Origin of the sequence: Lutimaribacter saemankumensis, from assembly GCF_900100005.1 — a bacterium.
GTDB classification, from domain to species: domain Bacteria; phylum Pseudomonadota; class Alphaproteobacteria; order Rhodobacterales; family Rhodobacteraceae; genus Lutimaribacter; species Lutimaribacter saemankumensis.
Map to the genome: position 1 here is coordinate 247,276 of NZ_FNEB01000002.1, position 14,279 is coordinate 261,554.

Annotated in this window: 15 protein-coding genes; 9 read left to right on the forward strand and 6 right to left on the reverse strand. The window is 63.7% G+C overall.

Annotation, left to right across the window (positions count from 1 at the left end):
- The first annotated feature begins 53 nt into the window (after positions 1-53).
- From BLT50_RS05825 to BLT50_RS05860, 8 genes are read left to right on the forward strand one after another with little or no spacing between them, the layout of a single operon-like run.
- A complete protein-coding gene (locus BLT50_RS05825) occupies positions 54-1,130 on the forward strand; it encodes a hypothetical protein (RefSeq protein WP_090027509.1) in 1,077 nt (358 codons plus the stop codon).
- 46 nt (positions 1,131-1,176) lie between these two features.
- Entirely contained in the window at positions 1,177-1,377 is a 201-nt protein-coding gene (locus BLT50_RS05830) for a hypothetical protein (protein ID WP_090027511.1), read from the forward strand.
- Positions 1,370-2,518 carry a hypothetical protein gene (locus BLT50_RS05835; protein WP_090027513.1) on the forward strand — a complete coding sequence of 383 codons (1,149 nt, stop codon included), beginning with the start codon at positions 1,370-1,372 and terminating at the stop codon, positions 2,516-2,518. Before BLT50_RS05830 ends, BLT50_RS05835 begins: the two co-directional genes overlap by 8 nt.
- Positions 2,515-2,766 (forward strand): hypothetical protein, encoded by a 252-nt coding sequence (locus BLT50_RS05840; protein WP_090027515.1) that lies wholly within the window; start codon positions 2,515-2,517, stop codon positions 2,764-2,766. Before BLT50_RS05835 ends, BLT50_RS05840 begins: the two co-directional genes overlap by 4 nt.
- On the forward strand, positions 2,763-4,700 hold the full coding sequence (locus tag BLT50_RS05845; protein WP_090027518.1) for an AAA family ATPase: 1,938 nt from the start codon (positions 2,763-2,765) through the stop codon (positions 4,698-4,700). The genes BLT50_RS05840 and BLT50_RS05845 overlap by 4 nt, the downstream gene beginning before the upstream one ends.
- Before the next feature lie 39 nt (positions 4,701-4,739).
- Positions 4,740-6,083: a DUF6638 family protein gene (locus BLT50_RS05850; protein ID WP_090027950.1), complete on the forward strand. Its 1,344-nt coding sequence runs from the start codon at positions 4,740-4,742 to the stop codon at positions 6,081-6,083.
- Between the two features lie 4 nt (positions 6,084-6,087).
- A complete protein-coding gene (locus BLT50_RS05855; protein ID WP_090027521.1) occupies positions 6,088-6,354 on the forward strand; it encodes a hypothetical protein in 267 nt (88 codons plus the stop codon).
- 12 nt (positions 6,355-6,366) lie between these two features.
- Positions 6,367-7,002, forward strand: a complete 636-nt coding sequence (locus BLT50_RS05860) for a DUF1523 family protein (RefSeq protein WP_090027523.1) — start codon at positions 6,367-6,369, stop codon at positions 7,000-7,002.
- An 81-nt stretch (positions 7,003-7,083) separates the two neighbouring features.
- Here the strand turns inward: BLT50_RS05860 and BLT50_RS05865 are convergent, their stop codons facing one another.
- From BLT50_RS05865 to BLT50_RS05890, 6 genes are all read right to left on the reverse strand, one after another.
- Positions 7,084-7,557 (reverse strand): Hsp20 family protein, encoded by a 474-nt coding sequence (locus BLT50_RS05865; RefSeq protein WP_090027526.1) that lies wholly within the window; start codon positions 7,555-7,557, stop codon positions 7,084-7,086.
- Positions 7,558-7,705: 148 nt separating this feature from the next.
- On the reverse strand, positions 7,706-8,560 hold the full coding sequence (locus tag BLT50_RS05870) for a trypsin-like serine peptidase (RefSeq protein WP_090027528.1): 855 nt from the start codon (positions 8,558-8,560) through the stop codon (positions 7,706-7,708).
- Entirely contained in the window at positions 8,557-9,345 is a 789-nt protein-coding gene (locus BLT50_RS05875; protein WP_090027951.1) for a trypsin-like serine peptidase, read from the reverse strand. The genes BLT50_RS05870 and BLT50_RS05875 overlap by 4 nt, the downstream gene beginning before the upstream one ends.
- A gap of 90 nt (positions 9,346-9,435) precedes the next feature.
- Positions 9,436-10,758 (reverse strand): glycolate oxidase subunit GlcF, encoded by a 1,323-nt coding sequence (gene glcF / locus BLT50_RS05880; RefSeq protein WP_090027530.1) that lies wholly within the window; start codon positions 10,756-10,758, stop codon positions 9,436-9,438.
- The gene (locus BLT50_RS05885) at positions 10,758-11,915 is read right to left on the reverse strand and encodes an FAD-binding protein (protein ID WP_090027952.1); all 1,158 of its coding nucleotides are present in this window, start codon (positions 11,913-11,915) and stop codon (positions 10,758-10,760) included. The genes glcF and BLT50_RS05885 overlap by 1 nt, the downstream gene beginning before the upstream one ends.
- Positions 11,916-11,975: 60 nt before the next feature.
- Positions 11,976-13,409, reverse strand: coding sequence for an FAD-linked oxidase C-terminal domain-containing protein (locus BLT50_RS05890; RefSeq protein ID WP_090027533.1), 1,434 nt, complete (start codon positions 13,407-13,409; stop codon positions 11,976-11,978).
- A gap of 140 nt (positions 13,410-13,549) precedes the next feature.
- On the opposite strand from BLT50_RS05890, the gene BLT50_RS05895 reads away from it, so the two are divergent.
- Positions 13,550-14,269, forward strand: coding sequence for a DUF599 domain-containing protein (locus BLT50_RS05895; RefSeq protein ID WP_090027536.1), 720 nt, complete (start codon positions 13,550-13,552; stop codon positions 14,267-14,269).
- Positions 14,270-14,279 lie beyond the last annotated feature (10 nt).

Below are 14,279 nucleotides of genomic sequence, written 5' to 3' on the forward strand. Positions count from 1 at the left end.
CATTACCCATATGTTCCCCAGACGGGGCATTTTGACGAGGAAGGAAGTACCGCATGGCCGATTTTGACGCGCAGGTTCAGGAATCCCAGAAACAGGTGGCCGAAGCGCAGGCCAAGATCGCCGAGCTTTCCAGCCGGATCGAAGCGGCGCGCACCAAGATGAAATCCGGCGACGATATCGCCATCGACATCGAGAACGCCACGCTGGAAGACGTGCACGCCCATACCGAGGTGATGAACGCCAATATCGCGGAACTCATCATGGGGCTGGACGACGTGACGGCGGCCTTTTCCAAGGATTTCGACGAGATGCGTTCGAAAACCGGGTGGGAAAGCCTTGTCGGCATCTTTTCCCGATCGCGGGCCGAGGCGATGCGCCAGGACCGGATGCGCACGGCCTCGATCGACGACAAGCTGCAGGATCTGATCGCCAAGTCGGATGTCATCACAAAGTTGCTGCAGGGCCAGTTGGACGTGCTGAACGAACAGAAGACCCGCGTGGAAACCAACCTGACCGAAACCCTGGACGAGCGCGAATTCACCGTGCAGGAGTTGGAGAACGTGCGCACTGAAATCCAGTCGATGGACCCCAGGATCATCGAGCTGGAAAACAGGATCAGCGTCGAACAGGATGCCGCCGCGCGCACAAGGCTGGAAACCGAGCTGGCCGATCTGAACAAGACCTTCAACGAGCTGGTTCAGCAGGAACAGGTCAAACTGGCCAAGTCGCAGACGCTGGAACGCTATATCGAAAAGGGCAAGTCCTGGGTCGACAGCCTGCAGAACCAGGCCGCGACGCAGATGGTGCTGATCAACAAGCTGCAGACGGACACCAAGCAACGGGTCGTTCTGTATGACGCGCTGACCAAGTCGCTGAAAACCGCACAGCAGCAGGACGTGGCGCACCGCATCAACGAGATCGGCGTCGAGACGGACAAGGAGGCGCAAAGCGCCATGGCCGCCATCGGCACCGCCACCAACCAGAAAATGGCCGACATGCTGGAGGCGCACGAGGGCCACATGGTATTCGCCCGCGAGGTGCTGGAAGCCAAGGCCAAGGCGGACGAACGCTTTGCCCGACGGTTCCAGCAGATCGTCGAAAAGCACGACAAGAACCTCTACGGGGGCTGAGGATGGGCTTTGTGCTCAAGCGGGGCGTGGCAGGGGCGAGGCGCGCATGAGGCTGCTTTGGATGCTTTTCGTAGGGCTTTGTATCGCGGGCGTCGTCGCGCTCAGCCTGGGTGACCTGGTGGGGCTGGATGCCTGGGCGTGGTTCGACCGCCTGGGCCTGGATGCGCTGCCCAAGGGGGTGTGGCTGATCCTGTTCTGCGCTATCGGCGGGGCGGCCTACCTGATGGACAGGAAACGCGATGAGTGAGACCGGGCAGAATACAGCCGCCCCGGAGCTGGCCCGCGATCACGCCGCGCTGACGGATACCTTTGCCAGCCGCCGCTATTTCCGCAAGTTCGACGCGATCACGCGGCACCTGGCGCAGGTCGCGGGCGTGATGGAGGCCGAGGGCCGCATGAACGCGCGCGAGGTGGATATCCTGACGCGATACGTGACGGCGATCAGCTACACCTTCCGCGCATTGTCGATGAAATACCTGCTGGCGGGGCGCGACACCGGGCAGTTCTTCGGTTCGCTTCAGATCGACACCGTGGAATCGGGTTTTCCGGTGTTCAACGAATTGCTTGTAATGGCCAATGACGCGCAGCAGGCGCCTGGGCATCTGGCCGGAATGCGCGACACCGAAGCGCTGAAGACCGAGATGGTCCGGCGCATCGTCGGCGAACAGGAATTGCCGACCAAGCTGCAATTCGCGTTGTCCCAACGGCTTTATTACGAAGAGCTGGCCAAGGGGGCGCTGTTCTGGGCGCGCAACGATCCGCAGGCGTTGTGGCTGTCGGGCGAAGGGGACAGGCGGCGCTACCTGCTGCACTGGGCGGTCTATGACAGCCAGATCAACCTGCCCACCGTCTACCTGATGGAGGTCGAGGATACCGGCCGTACCGCCCTGCCGAAAGACGAACGCCGCTGGCCCGAAGTGCAGGCACAGTTGATGGGCCAATCCATGGGCGCGCTGAAGCTGGTGACGATCGCCACCGCCTTTGATTGCTATTTCAACGACCTGCACCCCAAACGGCTGCGGCGGTTTCATATCGGTCCGATGTATTCGCACGCCTATACCCGCCAGACCGGCCCGCTGCGCGAGGTGCTGGCCGAGGCAGGCAGCACCATCGGTCAGGATTGGGCGCTGGCCTGGACCGTCGAAGAGCTGGAAAGCGAACGGGTCGAAGAGGAAAAGGTCGGATGGTTCACCACCGCCGAGCGCGAGGTCTTTGCGCTGGATCCGTTTTCGGGGCGCGGGGTGGATACCGGGGCCACGCGCACCGAACGGGCGATCATCCTGCCGGAACGGCCCTACCAGGTGTTGGCGGAAATGAACCCGGCGGGGTTCGCCAGCGTGCGCAAATTCGTTGTGGGACAGGCGGACCGGGTTTTGAGTTACCGATGAGCCACAAGAGCATATCATTGGCGGGCTTTGCCGCACATCTGCGCCGGGATCGGGCGCTTTTCCTGTCCGTGCTGGGCCTGTGGCTTGTGCTTTTACTATGGCAATTTCTGTTTCCCGAGAATGTCGCCCGGTCGCGGGCGCATGGGTTGCCGATCTTGCTGTGGCTGACCTGGCCGATCTTTCTGTCTCATGGGCTGATCACCTATCTGCGCAGCAACGGCACCACCAGGGAGGATAGCCGGCAATGAGCCTGACGAGTGACCAGATGGAACTGCGCGAAGAGGAAATCCGCGCCCATTACGACGCCGCCACAGCCATGCTCGAAGGGTTCGACCACACGCCGCGCATCGCCAAACCGCGCGAGGTGTCTGCCGCACCCGAACGGTCGCCCGGCATCAGCCGCACGCGGCGCTTTCGTTCGACCACGCCGGGGCTGGTGACGCGCTCGACCGCGCGGCCCGAAGGCGTGCAGCTTATCGCCCGGATCGAAGCCGCGGATGGCGACGACCCTCTGGTTTCGCCGTTGCAGGCAACCGTCATTCACGCGCTGCGCCGGGCGCTGGCGATTTCTCTGGCGGTGGGCGAGGCGTTTTCCGGCATGACCGGACTGGGCGCGCTGAAACGTGCGAACCTCGAAGGGTCGCTAGGCGCCGACCGGAAGACAGAATTCGGCGAACTGCTCGAGGCAGAGGCACTGGTCAGCCTGCATGTCTTTGCCAACGCCACGGCCTTTCTTTTGGCCCCGCACCAGACGGAAGTGACGGTCGAGGTGGGCACACCCGAGGAAACGCTGACCGACAACGCGCAACTTGCGCTGCATGGCTGCCTGTGGGAGCTGGATCAGGATATTGCCGCGCTGGGAACGGATGAGGCGCGCATGGTCGCCACCATTGCCGCCTTCGCCGAACAGCTGATGGAAAAGGTCACGCTGCGTGCGCAGACCGCCGCGCGCGTCGGCCCGTTCACCGCCGCGAACTGGAAGGTCGAGGCAGACGACCTGTCGATCAACGGTTTCACCCCGGCCCGCAAGGCGCGCGGCACCACCCTGACCATGCAGTTCAAGAAACCGCACGAGGTGGTGGGCAACCATATCGCCAAGTACCAGGCGCTGCGGCTGGCCAAGATGCTGATGGCCTATGACTTCGAGCGCCGCCTGAACCCTTTCGCGGAACTGGGCGGGTTCATCTTCACCTTCATGGGCGACGGCAAGCCGGGCACGGGCAAGACCACGCTGATCCAGATGATGGCAGGGCTTTTGTACGACTACTGCCAGAACGCGGGCTACCCGTTCCGGTATCAGAATTTCGGCATCGACAATATCGACAGCTACCAGGGCAAGTCGGGCCAGAACGCCAAGGCGTTTGTCCAGAATGTGCTGGACCCGTCGGTTATCGGGTTCGGCACGATCGACGATATCGACCAGATCGCGGGCAAGCGCGGCGACCGGCAATCCAGCGCGGGCCAGCAGGAGGTGACGGCGGTGTTCATGGAGGCGTTCGCCGGGGCCAACACGGTCGTGCGCGGCAACTGCACCTTCGGCATGTTCTCGAACTATCCCGAAAACGTCGACGACGCGCTGCGCCAGCGCGCGGGCGCGCGGTTCCTGGTCGATGGCCCGCAGACGCGCGAGGACTACATCGACATCCTCGCGCTGCTGATGGGGAAAAGGCACGACATTCCGCTGGGCGATCACGAGCTCTACGCCGCGCAGGAGATCAAACGCGCCGTGGCCGCCAGTTTCGAAAGCCACAACCGCCCGCATGAGGACGGGCTGCTGCGGGTCTGGGACCGGGTCGAGGGGCGGATCGGCCCGCTGGACACCATCGCCAAGCTGGGCACCTACCTGAAGGCGATCCAGGAAGCGGACGAGCGGTTCACCGGGCGCGCGATCAAGAACATCACCGACGCGGTCAAGGTGCGCGCGATGGATTTCGAACTGCCCGACGAGTGGATGGAGAGCCCCGACCTGTTCCTGTTCAAATCCTATGACGAGAAATCCGCGATGATCTCAGACCTGCGCCGCCCCATCACGGTCGACATGGTGGTCCAGGAGATCAACCGCTACGCCGACAGCGAATTCCGCTATGCCGACAAGTCCGACGAGGTGGCGATAGACGGCATGGTGCGCGACATGCGCCGGACAGAAGAGGCGAAGAAGCGGTATCTGGAGGGGCGGGAATGAGTGCCGCGCACAGCACAGGGCGTCGAAGGAGATGACCAGATGAAACGCCTCATCCAACGCGGCCTGATGTTCGGCAACCTGGTCCATATCGACAGCCCCGCGCTGGTGGATCGCTATAACCGCGCGCTGGAACACCTGACGGGCAGGCGCACGGCCCTGACCGATTTCCACGTCGATATCAGCGGCTATTCCCCCGAGGTGGGGGACGAGCTGGGCGATGATCTCTATCTCAACCAGGGGGGCTGCAACCGGCAGTTCATCCTGCTGACGACGCAGCAGAAAACCGCACCGCTGCTGGATGCGGCGTTTTCGATGTCGCGGGGCATCCTGCGGCAGTTCATCGAAGAGAACGAGGCGCAGCTTTTCGCGCTGACCGCCAAGGACGCGGTGGCGGGCGAGCTGCTCAATACCGTCTACACGATCGACCGGCCCGCCAAGCTGTTCGATATCCGCCGCATCAGGATCGAGGCCGACACCACCACGGGCACCGTGCGCGATGCCGAAAGGCTGGGCCAGATGGTAGACCGGTTCATGGCCGAGGAAGACGCCTGGTTCGACGATGTGCTGATCGCGGACATGATCACCGTGGCCAAGCGCACCGGCGACGTGACGCGCAACCCCGTGCGGCTGAAACAGATGGAGTTCGTGCAGGACAATTACTGGACCTCGCATTTCGGCGGGCTGTACCTGTTCCGGGGGATGGAGCACCCGGCGGTCATCGCCAGCGGCGACAAATCCACCCTGGGCGAGATGCCGGTTGCCCATGTGTTCGACCTGCGCGACCGCAACCAGATCGCCCGGTTCCTGGAGTTGAACGCGCTGGTCGAGCCCATCGTGAAGGCGCGCGGCATAGATGCCGGCGCGATCCTGCGGCAGAAGATGGATTTCATCGTGGTCGATGCCGCGCAGGACGCCGGGATCGACCTGTCAGGGGCCACCAGGCGCGACATCCGCGCCTTGGCGCGCGATTACGCCCGCCGCCTGCCCGACGAATTTCACGCACTGCAGGACCTGGTGATCTGGGCCGAGGATGGCGGGCGCTGGCCGCGCATCACATCGGATCATCCGGCCTATTTCTACACGCTGCGCGCCAGCGACCATCCCGACCGCGATCTGGTGAACCAGCTTCTGGCGGAACTCAGCCCCAAAGATGTTCGACAGCTTTTCATCTGCCACAAGCAGTTGTTCTACCGGCTTTATGCCGGCTGGTCGGAGACCAAGAAATCCTATGTCGCCGATTTCCTCGACCGGGAATATCAGGTAGACAAGGTCGGCGCGCGGGCGGCCCTGTTCGGGCACGAGGCGCCGATGGACCGCGCCTCGTCCTCGCGCGACGAGATGATTGCGCGGGTTGGCCCTTGGGGCGCGGTAAGGGGGCGCTGATACGATGCTGGCACTGGCACGGCTGCTGATCATAGGGTTCATCGTTCTGACGGTGATCTACGTGTCGCTGTCGCTTTATTCGCGCAGCGTGCGGCGCGGCAAGCTGGCCCGAGAATGGGACGAGGAAATCCGAACCGGCGACCGCGAGGCATTCATCGACGAGGGGTTAAAGGACTATGACCACTCGTTGCGCCGCAAACTGATCCTGGGCGTCTACATAGTGCCGATCACCATCGTCGCGATCATCATCTACCTGACCAATTTTTACTGAAGGGGCCACAGCATGGTTTATGTCAAATGGGTGTTCTGGATCACCTTCTGGACGTTGGTGGTGGCGTTCTTTCACTACACGCTGCCCCAGCACGACGTGGCGCGCATCGCCGACACCTATGAAAAGCGCATAGATTTCGGCGAGAACTCGATCTTCTGGTCGAACCAGGGCACCGGCGACGCCGAGAACACGGCCAATCGCGACGTGTTCTTCATCCAGGCGTTCCGCACCAACAACCGGCCCATGATCTACCGCAACGAGGATACCGGCTGGGGTTGGCCGCCCTATTTCAAGTTCGACACCGCGAACCTGCAGGCCGAGGCCAACAACCTCCGTTCGACCGCGAACGACCCGCAATGGGTGGTGATCAAGCATTACGGCTGGCGCAACGAATTCCTGTCGATCTATCCCAACGCAATCAGCGTGCGCCCCGTCGACGGGCCGGACGTGCGGATCATCCCGTGGCTCAACATCATCATCCTGCTGTTCGTCGCGGCCGTGTTCTGGGCGATCTGGGTGCGCTGGCGGCGATTCCGCGCGGCGCGCATCGACCCGGTTCTCGAAGACATCGAAGAAGGGTTCGACGCAGCAGGCGAAAGCCTGTCGGACACGCGCGGCCGTATCCGCCGCTGGCTGTCGCGCAAATAAGGCGGACCGCAGGGCAACAAAAAACGCCCCGGTGCAGAAAGCACCGGGGCGCGGAATCATCCGATTTGGGACGCTGGATGATCAGTTCACGGTTTCGGCGTCCACCACATCCTTTTCGCGCGCCGCGCTGTCGGCGCTGGCAATCGCGATGCGGCGGGGTTTCAGAGCTTCGGGGATTTCCCGCTCAAGCTCGATATGAAGCATGCCATCGGCATGGCTGGCGCCCGTCACGCGGACATGGTCGGCCAGGTGGAACCGGCGTTCGAAGGCGCGGGTCGCGATGCCGCGATGCAGGTACGTACGGCTAGCATCGTCCTCGGCCTTGCGGGCGGTGACGATCAGCGCGTTTTCCTTGACCTCGACGCCCAGATCGTCGGCGGCAAAGCCGGCCACGGCGATCGAAATGCGATAGGCGTTTTCGTCGGTCTTTTCTATGTTGTAAGGCGGGTAGCTGGGCTGGCTCACGTCATTGGCAAAAACGCGGTCCATCATGTCGGCGATCTGGTCGAACCCGACGGTTGCACGGTACAGCGGTGCAAGATCAAAGCTTCTCATAGGGTTATCCTCCTTCTGAGCGATACCTGTGTGGTGTGGCCTTCCCGAAGGGACAGGCGCGGCTATGTCGGACCCCGTTGCGGCGATCCGACAGGATGGATGTGGGTAGGAAACGGCGCGGTTTCAAGCCCTGCGCGGGCTGCCGCGATCAGCCGCCCGGGCGTACGAACTTGGCGCCGCCACCGCCACTGTTTCCAAGCCGCTTCACACCGACCGAAACGCGCCGCGCGCCTTCGCTGGCGGTGCCGGTCAGGCTGCGGCTTGGCAGGCTGCGCAATTGCCGCTTGAGGTCGGCGACGACCGGGCCAAGCTCCATCCCGTAGGAGACCTTTTCCTTCTGGTCGAGCACACCCGCCGACACGAGCGACAGGATGCGCGCGCGGTTGCCATCCTTCATGAAGACAGGCGCGCCGGACGACCCGTAGGTGACATCGCAATTGAACGCCATCAGCCCGTCCCCCCGGCCCAGCAAGGCGCAGGCGCGTTGCCACGACGGCGCCTCGGACCGGCCCTGGCCGTAGGACACGACGCTGACCTGCCCATCCGACGCATTTCCGGTGTAGATCGCGAAAGGCGCCGCCGTCATCGCCGGGATCGTGCGGGACAGCTGAAGAAGTGCGGCGTCGTGGCGGATATTATTGGGTGACGTGCCCGTGGTCGGGTCATAATTGTCATGCGCGACGGCCCGCAGCACGCCCGATTCAGCGACCGAACGGCCATCGCGAAACCCGGCGCGGAAGGTGATGGTCCCTGCATCGCGCATCTTTCCGGTTCTGCGGTCATAGACGCAATGCGCGGCCGTCAGCACGAGGTCGGGCGCGATCAGCACGCCGGTGCACATGGCGCTGCCCATGTCGACACGGCCCACTGCCTCCCATCCCAGAAGATCGCCACGCCGCGTCAGCCTGTCCAGACCGGTCGATTCCGCGCGCGACTGGGCCTGCGCCCAGCCAGCCGCCAACATCAGCATCAGCGACAGGACAATGCGCGGCCGGAGCGTCATGGCTTGACGAACTTGGCGCCGCTCGCCCGGCGTCCTTCATCTTGCGACACGGCGTTGCCTGCCACGGGCGCGCGCAGGAACATCTCGTCGTCATGCGCCAGGATGTCCCGCAATTCGTTCAGCGGCCGTGACAATTCCGTGCCCAGCGCGACCGGATCACCGTCTATCCGCGCCTTGGCGGAAACGACTGACACGATACGCGGCTGATCACCATCGAAGCTGAATATGGGCGATCCGGACGACCCGAAATCGACGTTGCAGGACGTGACCAGCATACCCGCCTGATAGCCCATCACATTGCAGACCTGCTGCAGCGACGGGGCATCCGCGCGGTCATGCGCATAGGACACGATCCCCACGGCCTGGCCCGAGCTGCGCCCGACATCGGTTTCAAACGGCGTGACGGCCGTGGTGCGGATCGGACGATCGAGCTGAAGCAAGGCGACGTCGTTGCGCACGCGGTCCGACACAACGTCGCCACCGAAGACATAATCAGGATGAACGACGGCGCGCCGCACGCGCCGGTACGCTTCGGCCCGGCCATTGCGCCACCCGGCGCGGAACTCGATCTCGCCGGGGTTTACCGGCGCACCGGTGGATTTCGTGAACAGGCAATGGGCTGCGGTCAGAACCAGGTCTTCTTCGATCAGGGAGCCGGTGCAGAACGCCTCCTGCCCGATTTCCAGCCGTCCCACGGCCTCCCAGCCGCGCCCGTCATCAGCAGTGTCCAGTTTCAAAAGAGGTGTGTCGCCCGCACCTGCCTGCGTGGCGAGCCCGAAAATCATCAGGCAAAAAAGGTATTGTTTTAACATTGTCCGCCTATCCAAGTGGATAGACGGACCAATACGAAAGAATTGGGGCGAAAGTTTGGCGCGCTACCGCAGAACCGGGATCTCGGGGCTGCGTTTTGCGGGGTCCAGCATCGCGGGCGGCACCGGGCCGCCGGTCGCCCAATCGAGCAATTCCACCGTGTGCACGATGGGCAGCTCCGTGCCGCTTCCGATCTGCATCATGCAGCCGATATTGCCCGCCGCGATCACGTCGGGGTTGCGCGCCTCGATCGTGCGGATCTTGCGATCCTTCAGCTTGGCCGAAATCTCGGGCTGCATCAGGTTGTAGGTGCCCGCGCTGCCACAGCACAGGTGGCTGTCGGCGGGCTCCACCACGGCAAAACCCGCGCGTTTCAGCAGATCCTTTGGAAAGGTCTTGATCTGCTGGCCATGCTGCAGCGAACAGGCCGCGTGATAGGCCACGGTCAGGCCGCGGTCGCCGCCTTCGGGCAGGTCGAGTTTCATCAGGACTTCGCTCACATCCATCGCAATGGCACTGACCCGCGCGGCATCGTCGGCCAGCGGTTCGTTGCGGAACATGTGGCCGTAATCCTTGACCGTGGTGCCGCAGCCCGAGGTGTTGATGACAATGGCATCCAGCCCCTGCCCGTCCATTTCACGGGTCCAGGCGCGGATGTTTTTCGTGGCAGTCGCGTGGCTTTCCCGCGTCTTGCCCATGTGATGCGTCAGCGCCCCGCAACAGCCCGCGCCCTCGGCGACCACCACCTCGCAGCCCAGCCGGGTCAGCAGGCGGATCGTGGCGTCGTTGATATCGGTGTTCAGCGCCTTTTGCGCGCACCCCGTCATCAGCGCAACGCGCATCTTGCGTTCGGCCCTGGGGGCAAAGCTTTGGGGGTCGTCGTTGCGGCTGACCGGCGGGATGTGCTTTGGCGCCATCGCCAGCATCGCGCGCAGCCGCGCATCGGGGATCAGCGGGGCAAAGGGCCGGCCGATCTTGGCCAGCAGCAGGGCCACGCGGAACCGCATCGGATAAGGCAGGATGCGCGCCAGAACCCAACGTAGCGCGCGGTCGTGCCAGGGCCTGTCATAGTGCTTTTCGATATAGTCGCGCGCGTGGTCGACAAGATGCATGTAATGCACACCCGAGGGGCAGGTCGTCATGCAGGCCAGGCAGGATAGGCAGCGGTCGATATGCTTGACCGTCTTTTCGTCCGGCACGCGGTTGTTTTCCAGCATGTCCTTGATCAGGTAGATACGGCCGCGCGGGCTGTCCAGTTCGTCGCCAAGCACCTGGTAGGTCGGGCAGGTCGCGGTGCAAAACCCGCAATGCACGCAGGCGCGTAGGATCTCGTTCGCGCGGGCGGTGCCGGGATCCTTGAGTTGGTCTTCGGTGAAGTTCGTCTGCATCAGCCCATCAGCCCCGGATTGAGAATACCCTTCGGATCGAATTTTTCGCGCAAGCCCCGTGCCAGCGCCGCAATCGGCGCAGGTTCGGGCTGGAACACCGGCACCGATGCCCGCAGCGCCGCGTCGCCCTTTACAAGGGTGACATGACCGCCGCCACCGGCATTCACGGCCCGGTCGGCCACCAGCGATTGCAGCCGATGGTGCAAGGCTTCGGGACCGCCATCCGCACCCAGCCAGCACAACCCCCCGGCCCAGTCGAGGATATAGGTCCGGGCATCGTCACCCAGGGCCTGCAGCAAACCGTTCACCATCGCGCCGGGCGTCATCGAGATACGCCAGACATTGGCGCGATCCTTCAACGCCTCGGCATCGCGCACCGCGCGCCACAATCCGGCATTGTCTTCGGGCGTGGCAATCTCGGAAATCTCGCCCAGGTCGGCCAAAAGGGATGTCAGCTGCCCCGCCCGGTACGCGACCGACCCGGCAAAGCCTTCGATCCGCAACAGGACGCGCGGATCGTCGCCCGGCAGATGCGCCGCGCCCGACACTTCGAAAGGGCTGGTGATGGCGCGCGTCATCGCATCCAGCGCCGCCACGTCGGTGACCCCGTGCACCACCAGCGTGCGCACCGCTTCGGGCGTCGGCAGCACCTTGAAACTGACCTCGCTCAGGACGCCCAAAGTGCCGTGGCTTCCGGCCAGCAGCTTGACCAGATCATAGCCGGTGACGTTCTTCATCACCCGGCCGCCGTTCTTCAGCACCCGGCCCGATCCGTCCACGAACCGCACCCCCAACAGGGAATCGCGCGCCGCCCCGACGGACACACGGCGCGGACCGCTGACATTCGCCGCCACCACGCCGCCGATCGTCGGCGTGCCTTGGGTGCCCAGAAGAGCGCGATGATCCATCGGCTCAAACGCCAGCCGCTGCCCCTCGGCGGCCAGCGCGGCCTCGATTTCCGCCACCGGCGTGCCCGCCTTGGCGACCAGTGTCAGCGCACCGGGTTCGTAATCGACGATGCCCGACAAATCCGCCAGGCTGAGCGCCTCGCCCGTCACCGGCTTTCCGACAGGCCGCGTGCCACCCCCGAAGACATGCAACGGCCCCGAGGCCGCGCCCACCATCCCGGCCAGCTCGGCCTCTGTTTTCGGTTTCATCATTGCTTCATCTTGCCAAAAATACTCCGGGGGTCCGGGGGCAGCGCCCCCGGGGCGATGTCAGGCCGCGCGGCGAGCCTCGGATGCGGCGAGCGGAAACACCTTGGCGGGGTTCAGCAGCCATTTGGGGTCGAACACGTCCTTAACCGCCATCTGGATGTCCAGATCGTCCGGGGCGAACTGGTCGACCATCAGGTCGCGCTTTTCGATGCCGACGCCATGTTCCCCCGTCAGGCAGCCGCCCACCTCGACGCACAAGCGCAGGATGTCAGCGCCGAAGGCTTCGCACAGCTCCAGATCGCCGGGCTTGTTGGCGTCGAACAGGATCAGCGGATGCATGTTGCCATCGCCCGCATGGAACACGTTGCCCACGTCCAGCCCGTATTCCCTGGACATCTCACCGATGCGGCGCAGCACATAAGGCAACTGGCTGACCGGGATCGTCCCGTCAAGGCACATGTAATCGTTGATCTGGCCCATCGCACCAAAGGCCGACTTGCGCCCCAGCCAGATGCGCGCGCTTTCCTCGGCGCTGGTGCTTTCGCGCAGCTCAACCGGATTGTGCTTGCGCGCGATCTGCGTGATCAGGCCCAGCTGTTCGTCGATTTCCGCGTCCGAGCCTTCGACCTCGACGATCAGCAAAGCCTCGCAATCGGGATAACCCGCCTTGGCGAAAGCCTCGGTCGCGCGGATGCAGGGACGGTCCATGAACTCGATCGCCACGGGCAGGACACCCGCCTTGATGATGTCGCTCACCACCTGGCCCGCAACCTCGTTGCTGTCGTATCCCATCAGAACGGGGCGCGCGCCTTCGGGTTTGGGCAGTATGCGCAGCGTTGCCTCGGTCACGACGCCGAGCTGCCCCTCCGAGCCGCAGATCAGCCCGAGCAGGTCATAGCCGCCCGCATCCATGTGCGCGCCGCCGATTTCGACCACCGTGCCGTCCATCATCACCATGGTGACGCCCAGCAGGTTGTTGGTGGTGACCCCGTATTTCAGGCAATGCGCCCCACCCGAATTCATCGCGATATTGCCGGCGATGGCGCAGGCAAGCTGGCTGGACGGGTCGGGCGCGTAGAAAAAACCGTCCGCCTCGACCGCGCCGGTGACCGACAGGTTGGTGCGGCCTGTCTGCACCCGGACAAAGCGGTTGTCGTAGTCGGTTTCCAGCACCTCGTTCATGCGCGCCACACCCAGGATTACGCTGTCGGCAGTCGGCAGCGCCCCACCGGCCAGCGACGTGCCCGCACCGCGCGGCACGACCGGCACGCCCATGTCGTGGCAGATGCGCAGCACGTCCGATACCTCCTGCGTACTGGATGGCAGCACGGCACAGAGAGGCGGGCATTTGTAGGCGGTCAGCGCATCGCATTCATAAGCCCGCGTTTCGGCCTCTTCATGGATGACGGCATCGGCGGGCAACACCTGATGCAGCCGCTCGACCAGCCGCGCCTTGAGGCTCAACACCTTCGGATTGGGGGCGGGCATTTCCATGGTTCGGTCCTCCAGCGTGTAATTGGTAAAATTTTTAGACCAATTTCAGGATTCGCACAAGTCACGAGGGTGCGACCTTGCGTCAGGCCACGCAAAGCGGCAGGGAATGGCGACCCAGTCAATCGGAGCGAACCCGGCAGATGACCGACCTGCAACAGCTTTTCACCCTGTTCACGCAACTCGACTACCTTGCTGTCGCCTTCATTCTGGTCGCCTGGGCGGGCATCGGCTGGATGATCGAGAATCCCCCGGCATCGCGCCCGTCGGTATCCCGGCTCATGGCGCGTTACAGGCGCGAATGGATGCAGGTGATGGTCACAAGGCAACCCCGTATATTCGATGCGCAGGCGCTTGGCACGCTGCGGCAGGGAACGTCGTTCTTTGCCTCGGCCACGATGATCGCGATCGGCGGCGCGCTGGCCCTGATCGGCAATGCCGAAGAGCTGCAGGGCATTGCCCAGGATTTGTCGCTTGGGCGTGACCCGCGCATCGTTTGGGAAATCAAGATGTTCCTTGCGCTGTTCTTTCTGACCAACGCCTTTCTGAAATTCGTCTGGTCGCACCGTTTGTTCGGATACTGCCTTGTTCTGATGGCGTCGGTGCCGAACGAACCGGACGACCCCCTTGCCCTGCCCCGCGCCGATCAGGCCGCCGACATCAACATCACCGCCGTGCGCGGCTTCAACCGTGGCCTGCGGTCGGTCTATTTCGCGCTCGGCGCAACCGCATGGATGCTGGGGGCCGTGCCGCTTGTGATCGCGACCGCCATTACGGTCGGCGTTCTGTGGCGGCGCGAGTTTGCATCGCAGTCCCGCGCGGTTCTGATGCGCGACGTCCAAGGCACCGACACGGCAATGTGATGGGAACACC

Excerpts from the sequence above, each read along its gene's own strand:
- BLT50_RS05825 (WP_090027509.1), top strand. The coding sequence starts at position 54 with ATGGCCGATTTTGACGCGCAGGTTCAGGAATCCCAGAAACAGGTGGCC.
- BLT50_RS05830 (WP_090027511.1), top strand. The coding sequence starts at position 1,177 with ATGAGGCTGCTTTGGATGCTTTTCGTAGGGCTTTGTATCGCGGGCGTC.
- BLT50_RS05835 (WP_090027513.1), top strand. The coding sequence starts at position 1,370 with ATGAGTGAGACCGGGCAGAATACAGCCGCCCCGGAGCTGGCCCGCGAT.
- BLT50_RS05840 (WP_090027515.1), top strand. The coding sequence starts at position 2,515 with ATGAGCCACAAGAGCATATCATTGGCGGGCTTTGCCGCACATCTGCGC.
- BLT50_RS05845 (WP_090027518.1), top strand. The coding sequence starts at position 2,763 with ATGAGCCTGACGAGTGACCAGATGGAACTGCGCGAAGAGGAAATCCGC.
- BLT50_RS05850 (WP_090027950.1), top strand. The coding sequence starts at position 4,740 with ATGAAACGCCTCATCCAACGCGGCCTGATGTTCGGCAACCTGGTCCAT.
- BLT50_RS05855 (WP_090027521.1), top strand. The coding sequence starts at position 6,088 with ATGCTGGCACTGGCACGGCTGCTGATCATAGGGTTCATCGTTCTGACG.
- BLT50_RS05860 (WP_090027523.1), top strand. The coding sequence starts at position 6,367 with ATGGTTTATGTCAAATGGGTGTTCTGGATCACCTTCTGGACGTTGGTG.
- BLT50_RS05865 (WP_090027526.1), bottom strand. The coding sequence starts at position 7,557 with ATGAGAAGCTTTGATCTTGCACCGCTGTACCGTGCAACCGTCGGGTTC.
- BLT50_RS05870 (WP_090027528.1), bottom strand. The coding sequence starts at position 8,560 with ATGACGCTCCGGCCGCGCATTGTCCTGTCGCTGATGCTGATGTTGGCG.
- BLT50_RS05875 (WP_090027951.1), bottom strand. The coding sequence starts at position 9,345 with ATGATTTTCGGGCTCGCCACGCAGGCAGGTGCGGGCGACACACCTCTT.
- glcF (WP_090027530.1), bottom strand. The coding sequence starts at position 10,758 with ATGCAGACGAACTTCACCGAAGACCAACTCAAGGATCCCGGCACCGCC.
- BLT50_RS05885 (WP_090027952.1), bottom strand. The coding sequence starts at position 11,915 with ATGAAACCGAAAACAGAGGCCGAGCTGGCCGGGATGGTGGGCGCGGCC.
- BLT50_RS05890 (WP_090027533.1), bottom strand. The coding sequence starts at position 13,409 with ATGGAAATGCCCGCCCCCAATCCGAAGGTGTTGAGCCTCAAGGCGCGG.
- BLT50_RS05895 (WP_090027536.1), top strand. The coding sequence starts at position 13,550 with ATGACCGACCTGCAACAGCTTTTCACCCTGTTCACGCAACTCGACTAC.